This window comes from Lelliottia jeotgali (assembly GCF_016771845.1).
Lineage (GTDB): Bacteria > Pseudomonadota > Gammaproteobacteria > Enterobacterales > Enterobacteriaceae > Enterobacter > Enterobacter jeotgali.
Genome location: NZ_JAENMQ010000005.1, coordinates 12861 through 38776 on the forward strand (window position 1 = coordinate 12861; position 25916 = coordinate 38776).

Sequence of the window (25916 nt, forward strand, 5' to 3'; positions counted from 1 at the left end):
ATGACAATGCGTAATTCTCTTTTGACCGTACTGGGAAGTGTTATGTTGTTGGGCGCTGCGCTACCCGCACACTCGGAAAGCGTTCTGCGAATCGGTCTGGGTGCAGACCCGGATATGCTCGACCCTCATCTGGCGCGTACCTACTATGGTCGCTTCGTTTTTGCCTCCCTGTGTGACAGGCTGGTGGACGTGGATGAAAATCTGAAGGTGGTGCCGGGTCTGGCAAAAGACTGGTCATGGAGCGAAGACAACAAAACCCTGACCATGAATCTGCGTGAAGGTGTCACCTTCCACGATGGCGAAAAATTTGATGCCGAAGCGGCGAAATACAACCTCGAACGCGCCCTGACGCTGAAAGGCTCGCTGCGTAAAAGTGAAATCTCATCCGTCGAATCGGTGGAAGTGAAAAGCCCGACGCAAATCGCCATCCACCTGAAAACCCCGGACGCGGCGCTGCTGATGCAACTGACCGACCGCGCGGGGGCGATGATGGCCCCGGAAGCGGCCAAAAAACCGGATTTCGCCGCTCATCCGGTCTGCTCCGGTCCGTACAAATTTGACAGCCGCGTCTCTCAGGACCGCATCGTTCTGAGTCGTTTCGACAACTACTGGAACAAAGACGCCTACCATTTCGACAAAATCATCTATCTGCCGATCCCGGACGCCTCCGTGCGCCTGGCTAACCTGCGCGCGGGTGACTTGGATCTGACGGAAGGCATCGCCGCCAGCGACGTGAAAACCGTCGAAGCGGACAGCAAACTGGCGCTGGCGAAAGTCACCGGCCTTGGCTATCAGGGCATCACCTTCAACATCAATAACGGCAAAGTTCCGGCAAACGATCCGTTCAAAGATGCGCGCGTGCGTGAAGCGTTCTCCCTGGCCATCGACCGCGATGCGCTGAATCAGGTGGTGTTCGAAGGCTTGTACACTCCGGCAAACCAGGCGTTTTCCCCTGTCAGTCCATACCACGTTAACGTGCCTGTTCCGGCTCGCGACGTAGAAAAAGCCAAAGCGTTATTGAAAGAAGCGGGCATTAACGGGCCGCTGAACGTCAATCTGTTGGTGCCAAATAACCCAACTTCACAGCAGGTGGGCCAGGTTCTGCAGGCAATGACCGCAGAAGCAGGCATTAACCTTAATCTGCAAATGACCGAATTTGCCACGCTGCTCGATCGCCAGCAGAGCGGTGATTATCAGCTGAGTTTCTCCGGCTGGTCCGGTCGTCCGGATCCGGATGGCAGCATCTTTGGTTTCATCAACAGTAAAGGCAACCTCAACGATGGTCGTTACAGCAATGCGCAGGTCGACGAGTGGCTGACCCAGGCGCGTCTGAGCACCGATCCCGCCGCACGCCAGCCGCTGTACGACAAAGTTGTGAAGCAGCTGCAAACCGATATGCCGATTGCTTACCTCTATTTCGAGCCACGTATTTTTGGCCTGAACAAAAGCGTGCAGGGCTTCAAACCGTATCCGGACGGCATCGTGCGTCTGGCGGGCTTGTCGCTTGCTAAGTAACTGAGGGCGTGAGGAGAAACCATGCTGGAACTGATTTGCAAACGCCTGCTGCTGGCAATCCCGACCTTACTGCTGGTGAGCATGATGGTCTTCGGGCTGCAAAAACTGCTGCCCGGCGACCCGCTGATTGCGATGGCGGGGGAAGAGCGCGATCCGGCGGTGATTGCTCAACTGCGCGCAGAACTGAACCTCGATGCGCCGCTGCCGGTGCAATATTTTGACTGGCTGACGCGCGCGCTGCAGGGTGATCTGGGTGTCTCTTTACGTACTCATGAGCCCGTCACGTCGCTTATCGCCAGCAAACTGCCGGTGACGATGGAGTTGTCGCTGCTGGCGATGATCATCGCGCTGGTCTTCGGCATCAGCATGGGGATCCTCGCGGCGGTGAACAAAAACAGCTGGGTGGATCACAGCGCTAACTTTGTGGCGATCTCCGGGATCTCGATACCGCACTTCTGGCTGGGGATCCTGTTGATTCTGGTCTTCTCGGTGAATTTACAGTGGCTGCCCGCCTCGGGCTACGTGCCGTTCAGCGAAGATCCGCTGCAAAACCTGCGTACGCTGCTGCTGCCTGCGTCGGTGCTCGGCACCGGGCTGGCGGCGACGCTGATGCGCCACACGCGCGCCTCGATGATCGCGGTGCTGAAAGCCGATTACATCCGCACCGCGCGGGCAAAAGGGCTGCTGCCAAAAGCGGTGATCCTTAAGCACGCGTTTCGCAACGCGCTGGTGCCGGTGATCACACTCACGACGTTGCTGTTTGGTGAATTACTGGGCGGCGCGGTGCTGACTGAACAGGTCTTCACTATTCCAGGCTTTGGCAAAATGATCGTCGATTCCGTCTTTAACCGTGATTACGCAGTGGTGCAGGGCGTGGTGTTGATCGTGGCGATTGGTTTCCTGATGTTGAACCTGCTGGCGGACGTGCTCTACGTCCTCATCAACCCGAAAATGCGAGGTTAATCATGGCTGAACTGACGACGCAAACCGTGGTACCGGCGCTGCCGCGCGCGCAAAACCGGGTCCTGAAGAAATTTCTCGCCAATAAAAGCGCAGTCATTGGCGCGGTGATTGTCGGCATCTTTGTGCTGATCGCCCTTATTGCGCCGTGGCTGGCTCCCTTTGACCCGGTGAAAGCCAACTTCCTGGCGGTGCGAAAGCCGCCGTCGGAACTCTACTGGTTTGGCACCGACGAACTGGGGCGCGACATTCTCTCGCGCATCGTCTGGGGGGCGCGAACCTCCCTGATGGCCGGGTGTATGTCGGTGGTGATCGCCGTCGTTATCGGTGTCCCGCTCGGGCTGGTGGCCGGTTACTTCCAGGGGATCTGGGATGGGGTGATCTCGCGCTTTATCGAGGCGCTGCTGGCCTGCCCGTTCCTGATCATGGCGATCGCGCTGGGGGCGTTTTTAGGCCCAAGCCTGACCAACGCGATGATCGCCATTGGTCTGTCGGCGATGCCAATCTTCGCACGCCTGACGCGCGGCCAGGTGATCGCCATTCGCAACGAAGAGTACATCGACGGGGCGAAGGCGATTGGTCTGCCGGATCGCTGGATCATCGTGAAGTATGTTCTGCCTAACGTGATGTCACCGATTCTGGTACAAGCCACGCTGGCGATTGCCTCCGCCATTATCGCCGAGGCCAGCCTGTCGTTTCTCGGTCTTGGCCAGCAGCCGCCGAACCCTTCCTGGGGCTCGATGCTTAACACGGCAAAAGGTTTTCTGGAACAGGCGCCCTGGATGTCTGTTTTCCCCGGTGTCGCTATTTTCCTCGCGGTACAGGGCTTTAATTTACTCGGTGACGGGCTGCGCGATGCGCTCGATCCGCGCCACGACTAAGGAGTCATGATGACCAAAGCGCTTGATTTTACGACCGGTTACGATTCACGACGCCCGCCAATGATGGGGCATAACGCGGTCGCCACCTCGCAGCCGCTGGCGGCGCAGGCTGGGATGCGGATGTTGCAACAGGGCGGCAACGCTGTTGATGCCGCGATCGCCACGGCGATGGCCCTGACGGTGGTCGAGCCGACGGGCTGTGGCATTGGTAGTGACGCCTTCGCGATTATTTGGGACGGTGAAAAGTTGCACGGTCTGAATGCGTCAGGCCGTTCGCCTGCCAGCTGGCATGCGGATCTTTATGCAGGTAAAACCGCCGTACCTGAGCTGGGCTGGGACGCGGTCACCGTACCGGGGGCTGTCTCCGGCTGGGTGGCACTGGCCGAGCGCTTCGGCACGCTGCCGCTGACGACTCTCGCACAACCGGCAATTGAATATGCGCGCAACGGTTTCCCGGTATCGCCGCTGATCGGCCATTTGTGGCAGCGCGGATATAACAAACTGAAAGATCAGCCGGGCTTTAGCGCCTGCTTTGCGCCAGAAGGACGTGCACCGCGCATCGGGGAAATCTTCCGTAACCCGGCGCAGGCTAATTCGCTGGAGCTGATCGCCAAAACCAACGGCGAAGCCTTCTATCGCGGTGAACTTGCTCAGAAAATTGCCGCCTTTGCCAAAGAGCACGGCGCGCATCTGACGGCAGAGGATCTGGCGAACCATCGCGTGGATTGGGTCGAGCTTTTATCTCGTGATTTTGCGGGTGGTTCGGTGCAGGAATTGCCGCCAAACGGGCAGGGTATTGCCACGCTCATCGCACTTGGCATTCTGGAACAGTGTGGGATCGAAAAGCATCATCCGGATTCCGTGCAGTCTCTGCATCTGTCAATTGAGGCGATGAAGCTGGCGCTGGCGGATCTCGATCGCTATGTCGCCGATGAAGAGCACATGGAGTTCGCGGCGAAAGAGTTGCTAAGCGATCATTACCTGAAATCGCGAGCGGCGCTGATCGACCAGGATAACGCCTCTGATTTCACCTACGGCGCCCCAACGCAAAGCGGCACGGTTTACCTCTCTGCCGCGGATTCCAGTGGGATGATGATCTCGTTTATTCAGTCCAACTTTATGGGCTTTGGTTCAGGCGTGGTGGTCCCGGATACCGGGATCAGCCTGCAAAACCGTGGCTGCGGTTTTGTACTTGACCCGAAACACCCGAACGCGCTGGCGGGCAGTAAACGTCCGTTCCACACCATTATTCCAGGTTTTGCGATGGACGGGCAGGGCAAACCGCTGATGTCGTTCGGCGTGATGGGCGGGCCAATGCAGGCGCAGGGGCACATGCAAATGGCGCTGCGCATTATGCTGCACGGGCAAAACCCGCAGGCGGCGATCGATGCGCCGCGCTGGCGTGTGGTGCAGGGCCGGGAAGTGATCGTCGAATCGACGTTTGATCGCAACACGATTGCGGCACTGCGCGAGCGTGGGCATCAGATTGTGGTGGAAGATCCGTTGCAGGATTACAACTTCGGCGGTGCGCAGGTGATCTATCGCATGCCGGAAGGGCATTACGTTGCCGCGACCGAAAGCCGCAAAGACGGGCAGGCGTTAGTGAGTTAAACCGTGCGGTCTGGAGCCCGGTGGCGCTGCGCTTACCGGGCCTACGAAAACACATGCGAAAACAGATGTAGGCCGGGTAAGGCGTAGCCGCCACCCGGCTTTTTTTCATCCAATGCTAAACGGATCCGCATCCTGCCACGCCGGAAACTTCTCGCGGTACTCTTTCAGCGCCGTCAGTGACAGCTCTGCATCAATGCGCGTCGCCTGATGTGGCTCCGCCGTCGCAATGATTTCGCCCTGCGGATTCACCACCCGGCTGTCGCCGCGATAGTGATGCCCGTTGCCATCCGTTCCCACCCGGTTACAGCCGACCACATACGCCTGGTTCTCAATGGCGCGGGCCACCAGCAGCGCCTGCCAGTGCAGCGAGCGCGGGGCAGGCCAGTTGGCGACGTACAGCGCCAGATCATAATCGTTGCGGTTGCGTGACCACACCGGGAAGCGCAGGTCGTAACAGACCAGCGGCAGAATGCGCCAGCCGCGCCACTCGAACACCACGCGCTCGTTCCCGGCTTCGTAGTGATGATGCTCATCAGCCATGCGGAACAAGTGGCGTTTGTCGTAGAAGTGCAGCGTACCGTCCGGCTCAACGAGCAGGAAGCGGTTCACCGGCCCGCGTTCAGTTTGCAATGCGGCGCTACCGGCGACGAGGGCGTTGGTTTGCTGCGCCTTGCTGTGCATCCAGGCGACCACCTCATCCTGCGCTAAAGACTGCTTTGCCGCCTCCATCGCGAAACCGGTAGTGAACATTTCCGGCAGGACAATCACATCGCGCCCGGCGATCTCTTCGAGCTGGCGATCAAAGTGGCGCAGATTGGCGGGACCGTCCATCCACACCAGCGGCTGTTGCAAAAGGGTAATCTTCAAACCAGGCACAATCATGACTCCTCGAAAGACAGCTTTTTGACACTGTAGCACGGGAAAAAGAGAAAATGTGGCAATAAAAAACCCCGCTTGCGGCGGGGTTTGTGGAAGCGTTTCGTTTACGCTGCTTCAGGTTTGCGGACCTTCTCCGGCAGCTTTACCGGCTTGGTCGCCAGTTCATCGTGCTCGAAATCATCCACGTTGATACTGCGCAGACGGCTCTCTTCAGCTTTCACCAGCACTGCGGCTTCGTTCTGATCGATGATGCCACCGGCCAGCGCTTGTTTTGCCAGTTCATCCAGGCGGGTAAACGGCAGGTTTTTGCCCAGCTGTTTACAGATTTTCTGGTGAATCGGATCGGCGGCCATCACGTCCAGCAGCGCCTCTTCCAGCAGACCGACCGGGTTATGCGCAGTTGGTTTCAGGTACTGACCACGACCGATACGCGAGCGGGTCGCACTTGGCACCTGCAGGATCTTCGCCACTTTGTGGTCGAGGATGTCAGACGGAGCCAGATGATGACGACCGGTCGGGAAGATAACCACGCGCAGCGCACCAGCGACAAAGCGGTTCGGGAAGTTCGCCAGCAGATCGTCAATCGCCTGTTCTGCCTGGTACAGAGCATCCTGCACGCCCCAGTGGACCAGCGGCAAATCCGCTTCATGACGGCCTTCATCGTCGTAACGTTTCAGAACCGCAGAGGCGAGGAACACCTGGCTCAGGACATCACCCAGACGCGCGGAGATACGCTCGCGACGCTTCAGGCTGCCGCCCAGAACGGCCATCGACACATCTGACAGCAGCGCCAGGTTTGCACTCAGGCGGTTCAGATGCTGGTAATAACGTTTAGTTGCATCACCCGTCGGCGTGGAGCTGGTAAGACCGCGCGTCAGGCCCAGCCAGAAGCTGCGCATTTTGTTGCTGCCGACGTGGCCGATATGTTTGAACAGCAGTTTATCGAACGCATCCACATCGTTGTTTTGTGCCGCAGCCATCTCTTCCAGCACATACGGATGGCAGCGAATCGCGCCCTGACCAAAGATCATCATGCTACGGGTCAGAATGTTTGCGCCTTCCACGGTGATGGCAATCGGTGCGCCCTGATAGCCGCGCGCCAGGAAGTTGCCTTCGCCGAGCATAATGCCTTTACCGCCAGCAATATCCATCGCATCAATAATTGACTGCTGTGCGCGGTGGGTACAGTGGTACTTCACGATAGCCGACAGCACGGCCGGTTTTTCACCGAGCATGATGCCGTAAGTGATCAGAGAGGCCGCAGCGTCCATCACATAGGCGTTGCCTGCGATACGCGCCAGTGGCTCTTCGATCCCTTCCATCTTACCGATGGAGATTTTGAACTGACGGCGGATATGGGCGTAAGCGCCAATCCCCATCGCGACAGATTTCAGACCACCGGTAGAGTTAGACGGCAGGGTAATGCCGCGACCGACCGACAGACATTCCACCAGCATACGCCAGCCCTGACCGGCCATTTTCGGGCCGCCGATGATGTAATCAATCGGCACAAAGATATCCTGGCCACGGGTCGGACCGTTCTGGAATGGCACGTTCAGCGGGAAGTGACGACGACCAATTTCAACGCCAGGGGTAGAGGTTGGGATCAGCGCACAGGTGATGCCCAGATCTTCCTCGTCGCCCAGCAGTTTATCCGGGTCAGAGAGTTTGAACGCCAGACCCAGCACGGTGGCGATTGGCGCCAGCGTAATGTAGCGCTTGTTCCAGGTGAGGCGCATACCCAGCACCTGCTGGCCCTGCCACTCGCCCATGCACACGACGCCAGTATCCGGGATTGCTCCGGCGTCAGAACCAGCTTCCGGGCTGGTTAGCGCGAAGCACGGAATTTCCTGACCACGCGCCAGGCGCGGCAGATAGTGATCTTTTTGCTCTTCGGTGCCGTAATGTTGCAGCAGTTCGCCAGGGCCTAATGAGTTTGGCACGCCGACGGTGATCGCCAGAATACCTGAGACACCGGCCAGTTTTTGCAGCACGCGAGCCTGAGCGTAAGCGGAGAACTCCAGGCCGCCGTACTCTTTTTTGATGATCATCGCGAAGAAGCGATGCTCTTTCAGGTACGCCCACAGTTCTGGCGGCAGATCGGCCATTTCATGGGTGATCTCGAAGTCGTTCGCCATGCGGCACGCTTCTTCTACCGGACCATCAATAAAGGCTTGTTCTTCAGCAGTGAGGCGCGGCTGCGGGTAGTTGTGCAGTTTTTTCCAGTCCGGGTTGCCCTGGAACAGATCGCCTTCCCACCAGGTAGTGCCCGCGTCGATTGCTTCTTTTTCCGTGCGTGACATCGGCGGCATTACTTTGCGGAAACCGCGAAATACCGGGGCAGAAATCATCGACTTACGCATCGCCGGAACGTTGAACGGCAGCAGGATGATGGCCAGCGGCAGGACAAGCCAGATATTCCACAGACCCGCCAGGCCAAGCGCGGCAGTCCAGGCCAGTAAAATCAGGCTACTCAAAACTAAACTGACGCGGTGATAGAACAACACACCGAGCAGAACAACGGTTGCGATAATGCTCAAAATCATCATAACGAAAAGCTCCCTTGCTTGTAGGAGGTCTGACCACTTGTGATGATATGGTTGTAGTGGATGTTATTTCTTTTAGCAATGCATTCACAAAATAATTACAACCTGGTTCACATTGTTCAGGTTTTCGCAGGCACGAATAATCAAAACGCCGGAGGATTTGCATGGCTTTAGCTTCTCGCTCTCAACGCTATCCGGTACACTCCGTTTGTTATTCATCAATACTGAAGGATTATCCTCATGTACCAGGATCTTATTCGTAACGAACTGAACGAAGCCGCGGAGACGCTGGCCAACTTTCTGAAAGATGAAGCCAATATTCACGCGATCCAGCGTGCGGCGGTCCTGCTGGCAGACAGTTTCAAAGCCGGCGGTAAAGTGCTTTCCTGCGGTAACGGCGGCTCCCATTGCGACGCCATGCACTTCGCGGAAGAGCTGACCGGTCGCTACCGTGAAAACCGTCCGGGCTACCCGGCAATTGCGATTTCTGACGTTAGCCACATCTCCTGCGTGGGTAACGACTTCGGTTACGATCATATTTTCTCGCGCTACGTTGAAGCGGTAGGCCGTGAAGGTGATGTCCTGCTGGGTATTTCCACCTCAGGTAATTCCGGTAACGTGATTAAAGCCATTGAAGCTGCGCGCGAGAAAGGGATGAAAGTCATCACCCTGACCGGTAAAGATGGCGGTAAAATGGCGGGTACGGCGGATATCGAAATCCGTGTGCCACATTTCGGTTATGCTGATCGAATCCAGGAAATTCACATTAAAGTGATTCATATCCTGATCCAGCTGATCGAAAAAGAGATGGTCAAGTAAGTCTTCGCTGGGGGCACTCATGCCCCCGCTGTTGTGGAGGTGATGTATGTGCGAATTGCTCGGGATGAGCGCCAATGTGCCAACCGATATCTGCTTTAGTTTCACCGGGTTGGTACAGCGCGGTGGAGGAACCGGGCCGCATAAAGACGGCTGGGGCATTACCTTCTACGAAGGAAAAGGCTGTCGCACGTTCAAAGATCCGCAACCCAGCTTCAACTCTCCTATCGCCAGGTTAGTACAGGATTACCCGATTAAATCCCGCTCGGTCATTGCCCATATTCGTCAGGCAAACCGAGGGGAAGTGGCGCTGGAAAATACCCATCCGTTTACCCGTGAGCTGTGGGGCCGCAACTGGACCTACGCCCATAACGGACAGCTGACAGGCTATAAATCACTGGAAACGGGAAATTTTCGGCCAGTAGGTGAAACTGACAGTGAGAAAGCGTTTTGTTGGTTACTGCACAAGCTGACAGAGCGTTATCCGCGCACGCCAGGAAATATGGAAGCGGTGTTTAAATACATCGGCACACTGGCCTGTGAGTTGCGTGAGAAGGGCGTGTTTAATATGCTGCTGTCGGATGGGCGTTACGTGATGGCGTTCTGCTCGACAAACCTTTTCTGGATCACGCGCCGCGCGCCGTTTGGTGTGGCCAAGCTGCTCGATCAGGATGTGGAAATTGATTTTCAAACCGAAACCACACCTGATGATGTGGTCACGGTTATCGCCACTCAGCCGCTGACGGGCAATGAAACCTGGCAAAAGATCATGCCAGGCGAGTGGGCGTTATTTTGCCTCGGGAACCGCGTAGTTTGATGCCAGTTGCGGGTGGACGACTTCATGACTCAGCGGTTTGCTGACGATGTAGCGACCATCCGCGACCGACACGGTCGGTGGCTTATGCGTTTGCTGGAAGTAGTCGTAACCCGGTTTCAGCTGTTTCCAGAAATCCGCGTAGGTCGAATACTTATGGCGCTGCATATTGGCATCGGTCATGCGGAACGGATAAATGTTCACCTGCACACCGGCCTGCCCGAACACTAATGCGCCCGTCACAAACTGGAAAATCTCATCAATACCGCTGTCCGTCATGGCGTAACAGCCAATGGACACGCAGGCACCGTGAATCATCAGGTATTTACCTTCGTAACCATGCGCGCGATCATAGGCATTCGGAAAACCGATGTTGATGGCTTTATAGAAGCGGCTGTCGGGTTTAAGCTGATTACGCTGAATGGTATAGAACCCTTCAGGACTTTTGAAATCACCCTGACGTTGTTTCGGGCCTAACCCGCCGGAATAGTTACAAATTTTGTAGCTATCAAGCAGCTGATATGTCTCGCCCATTTTGACAAATAGATCGAGCGTGCGTTCTTCCTTGAAGATCTGAATATAAACCGGTGATCCCATTAACTGCTGTTTATATTCTTTGCTGATCGGGGTGGTCGAACTGTCGCTGCTAAGCAGACCAGCAAACGAGACACACGGGATCAGAAGCATCGCAATGAACAATGCGATTTTACGCATACTACAAGTTCCTTGATAAAGCCAAACCAACTTGCCAGGACGGCAAAAGAGACCCGAAATCAGAATTATCTGGATTAGGAGCGCTCACATTAGCATCGCTGCATTTTTTCGCAAGCATCAAGCTTTGAGTTTACAAATTAGTTTGTATTTATAACTTATCAGGCTCTCTTTTAAACCAGGAAATGTGCGAAAAGGGGTGAACGCCAGGTCATCACGGCGCTTTTCAATTTTGATATTTTAACTGTATACTTATCCAGTAAATGTGAGGGCTGAGTATGCGCAAAATAATCCATGTCGATATGGACTGCTTTTTTGCTGCCGTGGAGATGCGTGATAATCCGGCGCTGCGGGATGTCCCGATTGCCATCGGCGGCAGCCGCGTTCAGCGCGGGGTAATCAGCACCGCCAACTATCCGGCGCGCAAATTTGGCGTGCGTAGCGCCATGCCCACGGCGATGGCGCTTAAGCTTTGCCCTCATCTCATTCTATTGCCGGGGCGTTTTGATGCCTATAAAGAAGCCTCGGTTCGCATTCGGGAAATCTTTTCCCGCTATACCTCGCTGATTGAACCGCTTTCTCTTGACGAAGCCTATCTCGACGTCACGGACAGCCTGCATTGTCACGGCTCTGCTACCCTGATGGCGCAGGAAATCCGCCAGACCATTTTTAACGAGCTGAATCTGACGGCTTCCGCAGGAATTGCACCGGTGAAGTTCCTCGCCAAAATTGCCTCTGATTTGAACAAGCCCGACGGGCAGTACGTCATTACACCTGATGACGTTCCGGCTTTTTTGAAAACGCTGCCGCTGGGTAAAATCCCCGGCGTTGGCAAAGTCTCTGCCGCTAAACTGGAGACGCTCGGCCTGCGAACCTGCGAAGACGTACAGAACAGCGATCTGGCGATGCTGCTCAAGCGCTTTGGCAAGTTTGGTCGGGTCCTGTGGGAGCGTAGCCAGGGGATTGATGAGCGCAGTATCAACAGCGAGCGCCTGCGTAAATCTGTGGGCGTTGAGCGCACTCTGGCAGAAGATATCCACGACTGGAGCGACTGCGAAACCATTATTGTCGAGCAGCTCTATCCCGAGCTGGAACGACGGCTGGCGAAGGTCAAACCCGATCTGCTGATTGCCCGCCAGGGCGTGAAACTCAAGTTCAACGATTTCCAGCAGACGACTCAGGAACACGTCTGGCCGCGCCTGAACAAAGACGATCTGATTGAAACGGCGAAAAAAGCCTGGCAGGAGCGTCGAGGGGGAAGGGGAGTGAGGCTGGTGGGGCTGCACGTTACGCTGTTGGACCCGCAGCTGGAGCGACAGCTGGTGCTGGGGCTATAAAAAAGCCTGGTGGCCAGAAGGTAAATGCAAAACGGCAACCAGGTTGCCGTTTTTAGTGTTTGCACCCTCTCCCGTGGGAGAGGGCCGGGGGGCGGGCATCAGACCGCACCCATCCCCTGTAGGCCCGGCAAACGCAGTGCCGCCGGGCACATACAGCAACTTACTTAGCCGGAATCGATTTCAGCAGTTCAGTCAGCAGCGTCCAGTAGTGGCCCACGCTTTCGATGTGCACCTGCTCGTCCGGAGAATGCGGGCCAGTAATGGTCGGCCCGATGGAAACCATGTCCATATCTGGGTACGGTTTCTTGAACAGACCGCACTCCAGACCTGCGTGAATCACCTGAATGTTCGGCGTGCTGTTGAACAGACGCTGATAGGTTTCACGCACCAGTGCCATCACTGGAGAAGTCGCATCTGGCTGCCAGCCTGGGTAGCTGCCTTTGGCGGAGGTTTTCGCGCCAGACAGTTTGCCCAGAGATTCCAGCATGCTCACCACGTACTCTTTACCGCTGTCGATAAGCGAGCGAATCAGGCAGATGATTTCTGCGCTGTCATCAGTCATGGTCACGACGCCGACGTTCAGGGAGGTTTCTACCACGCCTTTCGCCACGTCAGAGTTGCGGATCACGCCGTTTGGCGTGGCGTTCAGCAACTGCACAAAGCTGTCACGAGACTGCGCGGTCAGCGCGGCTTTATCAGTGTAGACGGATTCCAGAACCACGGTCAGATTTTTCTCTTTCGCCGACAGTTCGTTTTTCAGGATATCCAGGTAGACATTCGCCAGGTTTTTCAGCTCGTCGGCTTTATTCGCCGCAACAGCTACGGTCGCGAAGGCTTCACGCGGGATCGCGTTGCGCAGCGTACCGCCGTTGAAATCAACCAGGCGCAGATCCAGCTCAGCGGCGTGTCCCGCCAGGAAGCGTGCCAGCAGTTTGTTGGCGTTGCCCAGACCTAAATGAATATCACCACCGGAGTGACCGCCTTTCAGACCTTTCAGCGTCAGCTTGAAGGTCTGGAAGCCAGCAGGAATTGCTTCACGGGTCAGCGGCAGGGTAGAGATGAAATCAATACCACCGGCGCAACCCATGTAGATCTCACCCTCTTCTTCAGAGTCGGTGTTGATCAGGATATCCGCCTGCAGCCAGTTAGCCTGCAGACCAAACGCACCGTCCATACCGGCTTCTTCGGTCATGGTCAGCAACACTTCCAGTGGACCATGCTCAACGCTGTCGTCAGCCAGCACAGCCAGCGCAGATGCCATACCAATACCGTTATCTGCACCCAGCGTGGTGCCGCGTGCTTTGATCCACTCGCCATCAATGTAGGGCTGAATAGGATCTTTGGTGAAGTCGTGTTCGGTGTCGTTATTTTTCTGCGGCACCATGTCCAGATGCGCCTGAAGCACAACCGGTTTGCGGTTTTCCATACCGGCGGTGGCCGCTTTACGAATCAGAATATTGCCTACCTGGTCACGCTCCGCGTGCAGGCCTTTTTCCTTCGCCCAGCCCATAATATGTTCGGCAAGCTGTTCTTCGTGATAGGAAGGGTGAGGAATGGAACAGATTTTGGCAAAAATATCCCACAGTGGCTGTGGCGATAATTGAGACAGTTCAGACACGATAAGTCTCCTTGTCGTGGCGCTGCAAACAAGCTTGCAGGTCACAGGGTTAGCAGAGTGATAGTCAGCACAAGTCGGGCTTGCGAGATGAGGTTGAGAATACCACTTTCTCCGTCTGCTGCTAGCATAAAGCAAGTAAAAACTCCGCCCCGCGCCGCTAAACACTGGTTTTTAGTGCGTCAGATCTCTATAATCTCGCGCAACCTATTTCCCCCTCGAACACTTTTTAAGCCGTATATAAACAGGCTGGGACACTTCACATGAGCGAAAAATACGTCGTCACCTGGGACATGTTGCAGATTCATGCACGTAAACTGGCTGCACGCCTGATGCCTTCTGAACAGTGGAAAGGCATTATTGCCGTGAGCCGTGGCGGTCTGGTTCCGGGCGCACTGCTGGCGCGTGAACTGGGTATTCGCCATGTCGATACCGTCTGCATCTCCAGCTATGACCACGATAACCAGCGTGAGCTGACCGTGCTGAAACGCGCTGAAGGCGATGGCGAAGGCTTTATCGTGATTGACGATCTGGTCGATACCGGCGGCACTGCTGTTGCGATCCGCGAAATGTACCCAAAAGCGCATTTCGTGACTATCTTCGCTAAACCGGCTGGCCGTCCACTGGTGAACGACTACGTGATCGACATCCCGCAGGATACCTGGATTGAACAGCCGTGGGATATGGGCGTGGCATTTATCCCGCCAATCTCCAGCCGATAATTACAGTCCGAAATTATTTTTAACGCCCGGTGATGCCGGGCGTTGTTTTTTTTAGCCTCCAGCGCGTTACAATGGGTTTAATGTGACGTAATCATGGAGGCAGCGCGCAATGACCCAGGCGAATCTTAGCGAAACCCTGTTCAAACCTCGTTTCAAACACCCGGAAACGTCGACCCTTGTTCGTCGCTTCAACCCTGGCACTCAGCCTTCTGTGCAGTCCGCCCTGGACGGCAAAAACGTACCGCACTGGTATCGCATGATTAACCGTCTGATGTGGATCTGGCGCGGCATTGACGCCCGCGAAATCCTCGACGTGCAGGCGCGTATCGTCATGAGTGAGGCCGATCGTACCGACAGCGATCTGTACGACACGGTGGTCGGTTATCGCGGCGGCAACTGGATTTACGAGTGGGCCTCCCAGGCGATGCTCTGGCAGCAAAAAGCCTCTCAGGAGCAAGATCAAACCCTCAGCGGGAAGCACTGGCTTCATGCAGCTAATCTATACAGCATCGCTGCTTACCCGCATTTGAAAGGCGACGACCTGGCAGAACAGGCGCAGGCGCTGGCGAACCGCGCTTACGAAGAAGCCGCTCAGCGTTTGCCGTGCAATGTGCGCGAAATTGAGTTCACCATTCCCGGCGGGGCGCCGGTCACGGGATTTCTGCACATGCCGCCAGGCGAAGGCCCGTTCCCGACGGTGATGATGTGCGGCGGCCTGGATTCCCTGCAAATTGATTATTTCAGCCTGTTTGAGCGCTACTTCGCACCAAAAGGGGTCGCGATGCTGACGCTGGATATGCCGTCTATTGGTTTTTCCTCAAAGTGGAAACTGACGCAGGATTCCAGCTTATTGCACCAGCATGCGTTAAAAGCGCTGGAGAATATTCCCTGGGTTGATCACACCAAAGTCGCTGCCTTTGGCTTCCGCTTTGGCGCGAATGTCGCGGTACGCCTGGCTTATCTTGAATCGTCGCGCCTGAAAGCGGTGGCGTGTCTCGGGCCGGTTGTCCACGCGTTATTAAGTGACCCAACCCGACAAGCAAGCGTGCCAGAGATGTATCTCGACGTCCTGGCGAGCCGTCTTGGCATGCATGATGCATCAGACGAAGCGCTGCGTGTGGAGTTGAATCGCTATTCGTTAAAAACCCAGGGCCTGCTAGGACGTCGTTGTCCGACACCGATGCTTTCCGGATTCTGGAAAAACGATCCGTTCAGCCCGGAAGAAGAGTCACGTTTAATCACATCGTCATCTGTGGATGGCAAACTGCTTGAGATACCCTTTAGCCCGGTGTATCAGAATTTTGACAAAGCACTCAACGAGATTACGCGCTGGATCACCCAGAGATTGTGTTAAGAGATTGCTAAATTTTGATGGTTTGGTAAAACAGTGGCTTCACAAAAGGAGATCGCAATGACGTTACCGAGTGGACACCCGAAAAGTAGACTGATTAAGAAGTTCATGGCTCTTGGCCCGTATATTCGAGAAGAGCAGTGTGAAGAGAATCGCTTTTTTTTCGACTGCCTGGCTGTTTGCGTCAACGTGAAGCCTGCACCCGAAAAACGGGAGTTCTGGGGCTGGTGGATGGAAATGGACGCTGAAGAGAAGCGTTTTACCTATAGCTATCACTTTGGCCTGTTTAACAAAGACGGGCACTGGGAAGCGACGACTATCAAAGATCAGGAAGTTATCGATCGCCTCGAGCTCACGCTGCGCGGTTTTCACGACAGGGCGCGTGAACTGCTGGCGACCTTGAATTTAAAGCTTGAGCCTGCCGATGATTTCACCAACCAGCAGGTTAAGCTCTCCGCATAACGCTTTTCCCGCCAAAGCAGCAGACAATAAAAAACCCGGTCACTTTCGTGCCGGGTTTTTTTAATGCATCGCTATTAGAACTGGTAGGTCATACCCACGGCAACGATATCGTCGCTGCTCACACCCAGTTTATTGTCGTCATCAATCTGGTTGATTTTATAATCAACAAACGCAGACATGTTTTTGTTGAAATAGTAGGTTGCGCCCACGTCAATATATTTCACCAGGTCTTCATCGCCGATCCCTTCAATATCCTTGCCTTTAGACTGGACATAACCCAGGGATGGACGTAAACCGAAATCGAACTGATATTGCGCGACCACTTCGAAGTTCTGTGCTTTATTCGCAAAGCCACCCGAAATTGGTGTCATATTGCGCGTTTCAGAATACATCGCCGCCAGGTATACATCATTAGCGTCGTATTTCAGACCGGTTGCCCAGGCTTCAGCTTTATCACCTTCACCGCGAGCCAGCAGGTTCTGCGCGTTGGTACGATCAGAGTTGGTGTATGCGCCACTGACGGCGAAATCGCTGCCACCGAAATCATAGGTCAAAGATGTACCAAAGCCGTCACCGTTCTGTTTCTTGGCATCACGACCTTCGTTTTTACCCTGATACTGCAACGTCATGTCCAGGCCATCAACCGCGCCGAAGAAGTCAGTGTTGCGGTAAGTGGCGAGGCCGCTTGAGCGTTTGGTCATGAAGTTATCGGTCTGAGCGGAAGAGTCGCCGCCAAATTCCGGGAACATATCGGTCCACGCTTCCACGTCATACAGCGCACCGAGGTTACGGCCGTAGTCGAAGGAGCCAATATTTTTTAGTTTCAAGCCGGCAAAGGCCAGACGGGTTTTCTGCGTGGAATCGCTCTCAGCTTTGTTACCGGAGAATTCAGCTTCCCAGCGACCAAAGCCGGTCAACTGATCGTTAATTTGCGTTTCGCCTTTGAAGCCGAAACGAACATAAGTCTGGTCGCCATCTTTGGTATCGTCATCACTCAGGTAGTGCATTGCTTTTACTTTGCCGTACACGTCGAGTTTATTTCCGTCTTTATTATAAACTTCTGCTGCATGTACAGATGCGGAGGCCACAACGCTCATTACCACTAATGCCAGAGTGCTCTTTTTCATTTTCAATCCTGATGTTTTATAAAACGCGCTAATATTCGCTGAGCAATAAGACTCGACTTATTACCCCGTGAAAAACAGGAAGGGTTTTATCGTCTGCGGGTGAACGTTTTATGACAAAGTAAGAATATGTCTAAAAAAGTATGTTTTATTTTTTCAGTCATAAATCTGTAAAAATCTGCCGCTACGCTTCCTGATCCCGCGCAACAAAGTGGCGTGCTTTATGCGCCAGCAGTTGGCAACGGCGCTGAGTCCTGTTAAAACGTCTGATTGACATCATTTTCCCTTATTGTTGAATGGCAGAGAATCATGAGTGACAGCCAGACGCTGGTGGTAAAACTCGGTACCAGTGTTTTAACAGGCGGATCGCGCCGCCTTAATCGCGCCCACATTGTTGAACTTGTCCGCCAGTGCGCACAACTTCATGCCGCAGGTCACCGTATTGTGATTGTCACGTCTGGCGCCATTGCTGCCGGGCGCGAACATCTGGGCTATCCCGAACTCCCCGCGACCATCGCTTCTAAACAGCTGCTGGCGGCGGTAGGGCAAAGTCGACTGATTCAACTGTGGGAACAGCTATTCTCTATCTACGGTATACACGTGGGCCAGATGCTGCTGACCCGCGCGGACATGGAAGACAGGGAACGCTTCCTGAATGCGCGCGACACTCTGCGTGCGCTGCTGGATAACAACATCGTTCCGGTTATTAATGAGAACGATGCGGTGGCGACGGCTGAAATCAAAGTTGGCGACAACGATAATCTCTCCGCGCTGGCCGCGATTCTGGCCGGTGCGGATAAACTGCTGCTGCTCACCGATCAGCAAGGGCTGTTTACCGCCGACCCGCGCAATAACCCGCAGGCGCAGCTGATTAAAGATGTCTACGGCATTGACGACGCCCTGCGCGCGATTGCTGGAGACAGCGTTTCCGGGCTGGGAACCGGTGGGATGGGCACCAAACTGCAGGCTGCTGATGTGGCGTGTCGTGCGGGTATCGATACCATTATTGCTGCTGGTAGCCGTCCCGGTGTGATTGGTGATGTCATGGAAGGCATTTCCGTCGGCACGCGTTTCCATGCTGAAGCCTCTCCGCTAGAAAACCGTAAACGCTGGATTTTCGGCGCTCCGCCAGCGGGTGAAATCACCGTTGATGAAGGTGCGACGTCGGCGATTCTGGAAAGAGGGAGTTCATTACTTCCGAAAGGAATTAAAAGCGTGACAGGTAACTTCTCCCGTGGTGAAGTGATTCGTATCTGTAATCTTGAAGGTCGCGATATTGCCCACGGCGTCAGCCGCTACAACAGCGACGCGCTTAGACGCATTGCCGGGCATCACTCACAGCAAATCGACGCTATTCTGGGCTATGAATATGGCCCGGTTGCTGTGCATCGTGACGATATGATCATTCGCTAAGGAGCCAATCATGCTGGAACAAATGGGTGCTGCTGCCAAAGCCGCCTCTTACAAACTGGCGCTCCTTTCCAGTCGCGAAAAAAACCGCGTTCTGGAAAAAATCGCTGACTATCTGGAAGCGCAATCACAGCAAATCTTGCTCGCTAACGAACAGGATTTAGCTGACGCACGTCAAAATGGTTTGAGCGAGGCGATGCTCGATCGCCTGGCGCTGAACCCTGCGCGCCTGAAAAGCATCGCCGACGATGTGCGTCAGGTCTGTAATCTTGCCGATCCGGTCGGACAGGTGATCGACGGCGGTCTGCTCGACAGCGGCCTGCGTATCGAACGTCGCCGGGTCCCGCTTGGTGTTATCGGCGTGATTTATGAAGCGCGCCCGAACGTGACCGTTGACGTTGCCTCTCTGTGCCTGAAAACCGGTAACGCAGCCATATTGCGCGGTGGTAAAGAGACGTGGCGTACCAACGCGGCGACGGTGAAAGTCATTCAGCAGGCGCTGGAAGAGTGCGGCCTGCCAGCGGGTGCGGTTCAGGCTATCGAAAGCCCGGATCGTGCGCTGGTCAATGAAATGCTGCGTATGGATAAATACATCGACATGCTGATCCCACGCGGTGGCGCGGGTCTGCACAAGCTGTGCCGCGAGCAATCGACCATTCCGGTGATCACCGGCGGGATTGGCGTGTGTCATATCGTTGTGGATGACAGCGCTGAAATCGCACCTGCGCTGAAGATTATCGTCAACGCCAAAACTCAGCGTCCAAGCACCTGTAACACCGTTGAAACGCTGCTGGTGCATCAGGGCATTGCCGAGACTTTCTTACCTGCTCTGAGCAAACAGATGGCCGAGAGCGGCGTGACGCTGCATGCGGATGACAAGGCTTTGGCACTGCTGAAAGATGGCCCTGCGAAAGTGGAAGCGGTAAAAGCGCAGCAGTATGACGATGAGTATCTGTCGCTGGATCTGAATGTGAAAGTGGTCGCTGATCTGGACGCTGCGATTGCCCACATTCGCGCCCACGGCACGCAGCACTCCGACGCGATTTTGACCCGCACTCTGCGCAACGCCGATCGCTTTATCAATGAAGTGGATTCTTCCGCAGTGTATGTGAACGCTTCAACGCGCTTCACCGACGGCGGTCAGTTTGGATTGGGCGCCGAAGTGGCGGTCAGCACGCAAAAACTGCACGCCCGTGGCCCGATGGGGCTGGAAGCGCTGACCACCTACAAGTGGATCGGCTACGGCGATGATACGATTCGTGCGTAAATAAACGAGGGTGATGCAAAAATAGGCATTTGATTCGCAAGGCCATTGACGCATCACCCTGTTAGTTTTAACATTTTGCCCCGTGGTTACGCTCGTAACCGGCCTTTCAGGGCCGATATAGCTCAGTTGGTAGAGCAGCGCATTCGTAATGCGAAGGTCGGAGGTTCGACTCCTCTTATCGGCACCATTTCAAACTCTTCCCAAGTCTATCAAAACCAACTCAACGCCCTTAGAACCCGCTTCATCCAGCCCCTATCTCCCATTTCCAGAACGAAAATCTCTTTAGCCCCACTGGATAATGCAATAATTCCTTCGAGGATAAAGCTAACAAGGGAACCATCATGCTCATCACAGAAGTGTTACATAACAAAAAAGACTTCCTTGAACTCCTTCTTCTGGGTGATGAGCAAGAGGATATGATTGATCGCTATCTCGACGCAGGGCGAATGTTCAAGCTGGATGATAATGGCGTGAAATGCATTGCGGTTGTTGTGGCGTTAAATAGCCACGAGTGTGAACTGAAAAATATCGCCACCGATCCTGCATCCCAAAGAAAGGGATATGGTAAGGCCATGATCGCATTCCTCAAAAAAACCTACCTAACGTCTTTTAACACTCTGTATGTCGGCACGGGTGATGTGCCTTTTACCCTTGATTTCTATAAGCGCTGTGGGTTTGTTGACTCCCATCGGGTGAAGGATTTCTTTATCGATAATTATGATCATCCTATCTTTGAGGGCGGCATACAGTTACGTGACATGGTTTATCTGAAACAAACCCGATGACCACTACAACCCCAAATCAAATTTCTGTAAAAAGGGAGCGACATAATCGCTCCCTTTCGCCATCACCCTTTCGGGAAAATCCAGACGTGATTTTCCGGTAATGCCAGGTGGCAATGCTGCGGGTCACGCACCTCAGTGCCATAAGCGCGGATCACGAAATCATCGCCGATTGTCCTGAACAGGTATTCCCAGCGATCGCCGAGATACATGCTGGTCAGTAGCGGCAGTTCGAACTGGTTTTCCCCTGGTCCTTCGACTAACGCCACGCGTTCGACGCGGATCACCGCCGTGCCTTCCTGACCGCTTTGCACGCCTTCTGCGGCTTTGCCCCACAGCGACCAGCCCCTGCCTTCGATGCGCGCTTTGCCGTCGCGGACTTCGGTGATTTTGCCGTGCAGACGGTTGTTGCTCCCCATAAATTCTGCAGTGAACAGCGTCTTCGGCGAACCATACATTTCCTGCGGCGTGCCCTGTTGCTCAATTTTGCCGTTATTGAGCAACAGGATGCGGTCAGAAATCGCCATCGCCTCATTCTGATCGTGCGTCACCATCAGCGCCGACAGCCCCAGTTTGATGATCAGCTCTCGCAGGAACACGCGGGCTTCTTCACGCAGCTTGGCATCGAGGTTCGACAGCGGCTCATCCAGCAGGATAACCGGCGGGTTATACACCAGCGCACGGCCAATCGCCACTCGCTGCTGCTGACCACCGGAAAGCTGATGCGGGTGACGTTTGCCCAGATGCCCCAGCCCAAGTTGATCCAGCACATCCTGCACCCGCTGGGTGATCTCTTTGGCAGGCACTTTGCGCAGTTTCAGCGGATAGGCCACGTTCTCAAACACAGTTTTATGCGGCCACAGGGCGTAGGACTGAAACACCAGCCCGAGATTACGCTCTTCGGCAGGGACTTCGCTGCGCGGCGTTCCGTCGTACACTTTGTTGTTGCCGATGACGATTGCGCCCTGAGTCGGTTTTTCCAGCCCGGCGACGGCGCGCAGCAGCGTGGTTTTGCCGCTGCCCGAGGGCCCCAACAGTGACACCACTTCGCCGCGCTTCAGGTTCATCGACACGCCCTTCAACACCGGATTGTCGCCGTAGGTTAAATGCAGATTCTCGACCGTTAACTCAATCATGTAATTTGACTCCAAAACGAAGGGCAATCCCCAGGCCGACGACCACCAGCAGGATGTTGATAAAGGAGAGCGCGGCCACGATATCGATCGCGCCTGCAGCCCACAGGGAAACCAGCATCGACCCGATGGTTTCCGTGCCCGGCGAAAGCAGGTACACGCCGGTAGAATATTCACGCTCGAAAATCAGGAACATCAACAACCAGGAACCAATCAAACCGTAACGAGACAGAGGAATCGTTACGTGGCGGGTGATCTGCCCGCGTGTTGCTCCGGTGCTGCGCGCCGCTTCTTCCAGTTCCGGTGCCACCTGTAACAGCGTGGAAGAGATCAGCCGCAGGCCGTACGCCATCCACACCACGGTGTAGGCCAGCCAGACGCTGAAGATGGTGCTGCGAAGCGATCGCAGCCAGACAATCAGGTTATCGCGCAGCCACTGCGACCACGGCATACCCGAAAACCAGCCAGATTTCAGGGCGTTATCCAGCCACATTGGCAGGAACAGGAATACCCACAGGAACGCCAGCCCGGCGAGCAGGCCCGGCACCGCGCGTGGCACCAGCACGCTGTAATCGAGGAAGCGGGTGGTGTTGTCCGGTTTACGGTGCATGGCGATGCCGATAAACAGATAGCAAACCACCGCCAGCGCGCCGCCGAACACGCCAATCGCCATCGAGTTGACGATCGCGCGCAGCAGGTTTGGCTGCTGCCAGATGGTGCGGAAAGTGTTGAGCGACAGCTCATCCCAGACAGACACGCCCACGCCCCAGTTGGAGATAAATGCGCGCAGCACCACGCCCAGCAGCGGAACGCCAATCGTGACCGTCAGCCAGAAGGCGACGACGGCACCGGCGACCCAGCGCCACTTGCCCAGCGGCAACGCACGTGCCTGAGAGGCTTTGCCTTTCATGGTGACAAAACGGTTGGCGGTGCGCATCAGACGGCGCTGGAGCATCACCAGCGGAATGGTGATACAGATCAGCACCACGGCGACGGCGGCCATCAGATGGTAAGACGGCGTGCCGAGTTTATTGGTTAGCTGGTACAGGTAAGTCGCCAGCACCATGTTGCCTTCCGGATCGCCGAGCACCAGCATCAGGCCGAACACTTCCAGCCCGAGGAAAAACAGCAGCACGACGGCGTAAAGAATAGAAGGGCGCACCATCGGCAGGCTGACGGCGGTCATAACCTGCAACGGCGACGCACCGGCGATACGCGCGGCTTCTTCCACATCAGACCCGACGCTGCGCAGCGCCGAGGAGATATACAGATAGGCGTGTGGAACGTGCGTCAGCCCGGCAATCACCACGATGCTCGACATGTCGTAGATGTTCCACGGCACGAAGCCGATCAGCGACTGCGCCCACAGGGAGAAGAACCCCACCGGACCTGCGGCCACCACGTAGCCAAAGCCGAGCACCATCGGCGAGACAAAGATCGGCACGAGGATCAGCGGCTCGATCAGGCGGCGTCCGGGGAGGTCGGTTCGCACCATCAAAAAGGCCAGCACGCCCCCGAGCGGAATGGCGATCGCGACCAGGCCGAAAGCGAGAATAAATCCGCTTCTCAGCGCTTTATAAAAATCCGGGTCGGTGAAAATGAAGCCAAATGACTCCAGACTCCACTCTTTCGACGGGGAAAAGAACGGTGCGGATAAGAAGCTTTGTATCACGATGAACGACAAAGGAACGTAAATCACCAGCGCGGTGATCAACACCACCACGCCGCGGGGCAGGCTTTGCCATTTTCTTTGTAAGGCTTGCATAGGGTTTCCCTGGCTGTTGACCCTGAGGAACGGCATTGGTTGCCGGATGTGCTGCGCTTATCCGGCTTACTTTTTGTAGGCCCGGTAAGGCGTGAGCCGTCACCGGGCAATCAGACGCAGAGTGGCTGGCCTGAGGTTATTTGCCGGCAGCTTCGCGCCACTGTTTGATGTAATCGAGGCGTTTTTTCGGCTGCAGGTATTCCAGCAGGCTTTCATCCACCGGAATCGGCTTCAGCGCGTTGCCGAGCATTTTGGTCATGCCGTCAATGTCGTTTTTGCCTTCGATATCGTTACGGATGGAGGGGATGTCGGCCTGGTTCGCCAGAATGCTCTGGCCTTTTTCAGATAGCACGTAGTCCAGCCACAGCTTCGCGGCGTTGCTGTTTTGCGCCTGCTGGCTGATGAACGACACGCGAGACAACACCAGGGTGTAATCCTTCGGATAGGAGATGCCGAGCGACGGGTCCGTTTTGGCACGCGCTTCGGCGTAAGAACCCAGGATGTTAAAGCCAATCAGGTTTTCGCCGGAGGAGACGCGTTCCATCATCGTGCCGGTGGAAGATTGCACGGCTAAACCGCCTTTGGCGACGTCAGCCAGGGTTTTAAAATAGTTCGGATCGGCTTTGGAATCCTGCACCGAGAGCATAAAGCCGAGGCCCGATTTCTCGATATCGTAGGTGGTGACTTTGCTTTTGAATTTATCGGCCTGGCTGGCGATCAGTTTTGCTAACGCGGCATGAGAATCCGGCACTTCGTTCGCCGGGATCATGCGCTTGTTATAGATAAACACCACCGGCTCGTAAGTGGTGCCGTAGGCTTTATCGCTCCACACCGCCCATTTTGGCAGCTGGCCTTGTTCCGGGGATTTGTACTCCAGGGCATAGTCGGTGGCGAGCTTCAGACCGGTGTCCATTGAAGAACTCCACACCACGTCGCCGCTACCGCCGCCAGCAGCCTGTTCGCTGATAAAACGGTTGTACAGTTCGGTACTGTTCATGTCGTTGTATTCAACTTTGATGCCCGGGTACGCCGCCTCAAAGCCCTGAATCAGCGGCCCGGCAGCTTTGGTGTCAGTAGTGGAGTAGATAACCACTTTGCCTTCTTTGGTCGCGGCGTCGACGACCTTTTGGTAGTCCGCCGGATAGCCTTGCGGCAGAGCAGACATTGCAGAAACGGAGAAAAGCACAGTAGCGGTAAGCAGAGAAATACGGAGTGTTGTGTTCGACATTGTAATTAACCTTTCAGTTACATTTTAGTAGTCAAAACTCAACATAGCCGATGGTGATTTTCAGACAATAGGGGGCAACAGGCTCTGTTTCCGAAGTGTGATTGCTGGCCTTTTTTAAGCAATTAACACCATAGAAACCACGGGAAAGGTTTTATTGCCGGGTGGCGGCTGCGCCTTACCCGGCCTACAAAAGCGTGAAGACCCTGTAGGCCCGGTAAGCTTAGCGCCACCGGGCGGGTGTTTTACACAGTGCAGCGGATGCCTTAAGGGGAATGGCGGATGTTCTGGTTCAGTGGAGAGGGGGAGTTATCTTCTCTATCCTTGGGGAGCGTGTGTTAGTCGGCTTTGTGCCAGGAGCGGAAGTTGCTAAAACGGTTTACCGTGGTCAAAGGAGTCAGGGGCAACAACGCAATATTGCTAACTGAGGTTTGGATCTAATCCTAGGACACGTCAGGAGCCATGCTAATCTGTTCATTAAAGCAGACTACATGCCTATAATTCAGAACATTGCTATAGACATGAAAATGTGTAACATGCAATAGGCTGCTACACATTACAGCAGGATTCCTACACCAAGGAGTGTTGATGATTAACGTATCCAATCCTTTCCCAGATAACGAAATTATATCTTTCTATGACTGTACTGGGATGCCAATTTTTTACCTACACAGTGATGGTGAAAATTTTTATCACTATGACGGTACCCCACTAGCCTATTTATATAATAATGAATTTATAGTTTCATATTCAGGTGAGTATTTAGGTTGGCTATATAATGGGAGTGTTATAGATTATAAAAATGGGGCTTATGTTTTTTTTACAGTTTATAGTTCTGGTGGGCCATCGCGACCAAGCCGAAAGTCTCGACCAAGTAGATCATCAAGAAAGAGCAGACCTTCTAAATTAAGCCGTAATAGTCGACCGTCACGACCTTCAAGACAAATCAGATGGAGTGAGAGAAGCAATATGAGTTTTTTTCGTAGTTAA

Annotated in this window: 22 protein-coding genes and 1 tRNA gene; 15 read left to right on the top strand and 8 right to left on the bottom strand. The window is 54.8% G+C overall.

What is annotated here, in order from left to right:
* From JBO43_RS11950 to JBO43_RS11965, 4 genes are read left to right on the top strand one after another with little or no spacing between them, the layout of a single operon-like run.
* The gene (locus JBO43_RS11950) at window positions 1-1515 is read left to right on the top strand and encodes an ABC transporter substrate-binding protein (RefSeq protein WP_174348708.1); all 1515 of its coding nucleotides are present in this window, start codon (window positions 1-3) and stop codon (window positions 1513-1515) included.
* Between the two features lie 21 nt (window positions 1516-1536).
* Window positions 1537-2478 carry an ABC transporter permease gene (locus tag JBO43_RS11955; RefSeq protein ID WP_095280881.1) on the top strand — a complete coding sequence of 314 codons (942 nt, stop codon included), beginning with the start codon at window positions 1537-1539 and terminating at the stop codon, window positions 2476-2478.
* 2 nt (window positions 2479-2480) lie between these two features.
* Window positions 2481-3356 (top strand): ABC transporter permease, encoded by an 876-nt coding sequence (locus JBO43_RS11960; protein ID WP_095280882.1) that lies wholly within the window; start codon window positions 2481-2483, stop codon window positions 3354-3356.
* A 9-nt stretch (window positions 3357-3365) separates the two neighbouring features.
* On the top strand, window positions 3366-4967 hold the full coding sequence (locus JBO43_RS11965) for a gamma-glutamyltransferase family protein (protein ID WP_103947681.1): 1602 nt from the start codon (window positions 3366-3368) through the stop codon (window positions 4965-4967).
* 105 nt (window positions 4968-5072) lie between these two features.
* Here the strand turns inward: JBO43_RS11965 and JBO43_RS11970 are convergent, their stop codons facing one another.
* Complete coding sequence (locus JBO43_RS11970) at window positions 5073-5843, bottom strand: amidohydrolase (RefSeq protein WP_095284183.1); 771 nt, start codon at window positions 5841-5843, stop codon at window positions 5073-5075.
* A gap of 107 nt (window positions 5844-5950) precedes the next feature.
* Window positions 5951-8395 carry an acyl-CoA dehydrogenase FadE gene (gene fadE, locus JBO43_RS11975; RefSeq protein WP_103949973.1) on the bottom strand — a complete coding sequence of 815 codons (2445 nt, stop codon included), beginning with the start codon at window positions 8393-8395 and terminating at the stop codon, window positions 5951-5953.
* A gap of 237 nt (window positions 8396-8632) precedes the next feature.
* On the opposite strand from fadE, the gene lpcA reads away from it, so the two are divergent.
* On the top strand, window positions 8633-9211 hold the full coding sequence (gene lpcA / locus JBO43_RS11980; RefSeq protein WP_095280885.1) for a D-sedoheptulose 7-phosphate isomerase: 579 nt from the start codon (window positions 8633-8635) through the stop codon (window positions 9209-9211).
* Between the two features lie 46 nt (window positions 9212-9257).
* Entirely contained in the window at window positions 9258-10025 is a 768-nt protein-coding gene (locus tag JBO43_RS11985; RefSeq protein ID WP_095280886.1) for a class II glutamine amidotransferase, read from the top strand.
* Here JBO43_RS11985 and dpaA read toward each other — a convergent pair.
* Window positions 9996-10736, bottom strand: a complete 741-nt coding sequence (gene dpaA, locus JBO43_RS11990; protein WP_095280887.1) for a peptidoglycan meso-diaminopimelic acid protein amidase — start codon at window positions 10734-10736, stop codon at window positions 9996-9998. The two genes, JBO43_RS11985 and dpaA, sit on opposite strands and share 30 nt — an antisense overlap.
* Window positions 10737-11011: 275 nt before the next feature.
* On the opposite strand from dpaA, the gene dinB reads away from it, so the two are divergent.
* Window positions 11012-12070, top strand: coding sequence for a DNA polymerase IV (gene dinB, locus JBO43_RS11995; protein ID WP_095280888.1), 1059 nt, complete (start codon window positions 11012-11014; stop codon window positions 12068-12070).
* A gap of 160 nt (window positions 12071-12230) precedes the next feature.
* Here dinB and pepD read toward each other — a convergent pair whose 3' ends face one another.
* Entirely contained in the window at window positions 12231-13688 is a 1458-nt protein-coding gene (pepD, locus tag JBO43_RS12000) for a cytosol nonspecific dipeptidase (protein ID WP_202674391.1), read from the bottom strand.
* Window positions 13689-13948: 260 nt separating this feature from the next.
* Between pepD and gpt the strand changes: the two genes are divergently transcribed.
* From gpt to crl, 3 genes are all read left to right on the top strand, one after another.
* Window positions 13949-14407: a xanthine phosphoribosyltransferase gene (gene gpt / locus JBO43_RS12005; RefSeq protein WP_095280890.1), complete on the top strand. Its 459-nt coding sequence runs from the start codon at window positions 13949-13951 to the stop codon at window positions 14405-14407.
* Between the two features lie 109 nt (window positions 14408-14516).
* A complete protein-coding gene (gene frsA / locus JBO43_RS12010) occupies window positions 14517-15761 on the top strand; it encodes an esterase FrsA (RefSeq protein WP_095280891.1) in 1245 nt (414 codons plus the stop codon).
* Between the two features lie 57 nt (window positions 15762-15818).
* On the top strand, window positions 15819-16220 hold the full coding sequence (crl, locus tag JBO43_RS12015) for a sigma factor-binding protein Crl (protein WP_095280892.1): 402 nt from the start codon (window positions 15819-15821) through the stop codon (window positions 16218-16220).
* A 74-nt stretch (window positions 16221-16294) separates the two neighbouring features.
* Here crl and phoE read toward each other — a convergent pair whose 3' ends face one another.
* Window positions 16295-17347 carry a phosphoporin PhoE gene (phoE, locus tag JBO43_RS12020; protein WP_095280893.1) on the bottom strand — a complete coding sequence of 351 codons (1053 nt, stop codon included), beginning with the start codon at window positions 17345-17347 and terminating at the stop codon, window positions 16295-16297.
* Window positions 17348-17653: 306 nt separating this feature from the next.
* On the opposite strand from phoE, the gene proB reads away from it, so the two are divergent.
* The 4 genes from proB (at window position 17654) to JBO43_RS12040 (ending at window position 20806) form a co-directional block, all read left to right on the top strand.
* On the top strand, window positions 17654-18757 hold the full coding sequence (gene proB / locus JBO43_RS12025; RefSeq protein WP_103947679.1) for a glutamate 5-kinase: 1104 nt from the start codon (window positions 17654-17656) through the stop codon (window positions 18755-18757).
* A 10-nt stretch (window positions 18758-18767) separates the two neighbouring features.
* Window positions 18768-20021 (top strand): glutamate-5-semialdehyde dehydrogenase, encoded by a 1254-nt coding sequence (gene proA, locus JBO43_RS12030; protein WP_202674392.1) that lies wholly within the window; start codon window positions 18768-18770, stop codon window positions 20019-20021.
* A gap of 111 nt (window positions 20022-20132) precedes the next feature.
* Window positions 20133-20208, top strand: a tRNA-Thr gene (locus JBO43_RS12035).
* Between the two features lie 154 nt (window positions 20209-20362).
* The gene (locus JBO43_RS12040; protein WP_202674393.1) at window positions 20363-20806 is read left to right on the top strand and encodes a GNAT family N-acetyltransferase; all 444 of its coding nucleotides are present in this window, start codon (window positions 20363-20365) and stop codon (window positions 20804-20806) included.
* Window positions 20807-20868: 62 nt separating this feature from the next.
* On the opposite strand, the gene JBO43_RS12045 is transcribed toward JBO43_RS12040, so the two are convergent.
* The 3 genes from JBO43_RS12045 to JBO43_RS12055 form a co-directional block, all read right to left on the bottom strand.
* Window positions 20869-21939: an ABC transporter ATP-binding protein gene (locus JBO43_RS12045; RefSeq protein WP_202674394.1), complete on the bottom strand. Its 1071-nt coding sequence runs from the start codon at window positions 21937-21939 to the stop codon at window positions 20869-20871.
* Window positions 21932-23701: an ABC transporter permease gene (locus tag JBO43_RS12050; RefSeq protein WP_202674395.1), complete on the bottom strand. Its 1770-nt coding sequence runs from the start codon at window positions 23699-23701 to the stop codon at window positions 21932-21934. The genes JBO43_RS12045 and JBO43_RS12050 overlap by 8 nt, the downstream gene beginning before the upstream one ends.
* 136 nt (window positions 23702-23837) lie before the next feature.
* Window positions 23838-24929 (bottom strand): ABC transporter substrate-binding protein, encoded by a 1092-nt coding sequence (locus JBO43_RS12055; protein ID WP_103947674.1) that lies wholly within the window; start codon window positions 24927-24929, stop codon window positions 23838-23840.
* A gap of 585 nt (window positions 24930-25514) precedes the next feature.
* On the opposite strand from JBO43_RS12055, the gene JBO43_RS23185 reads away from it, so the two are divergent.
* Entirely contained in the window at window positions 25515-25916 is a 402-nt protein-coding gene (locus JBO43_RS23185; protein WP_156033834.1) for a 4-fold beta flower protein, read from the top strand.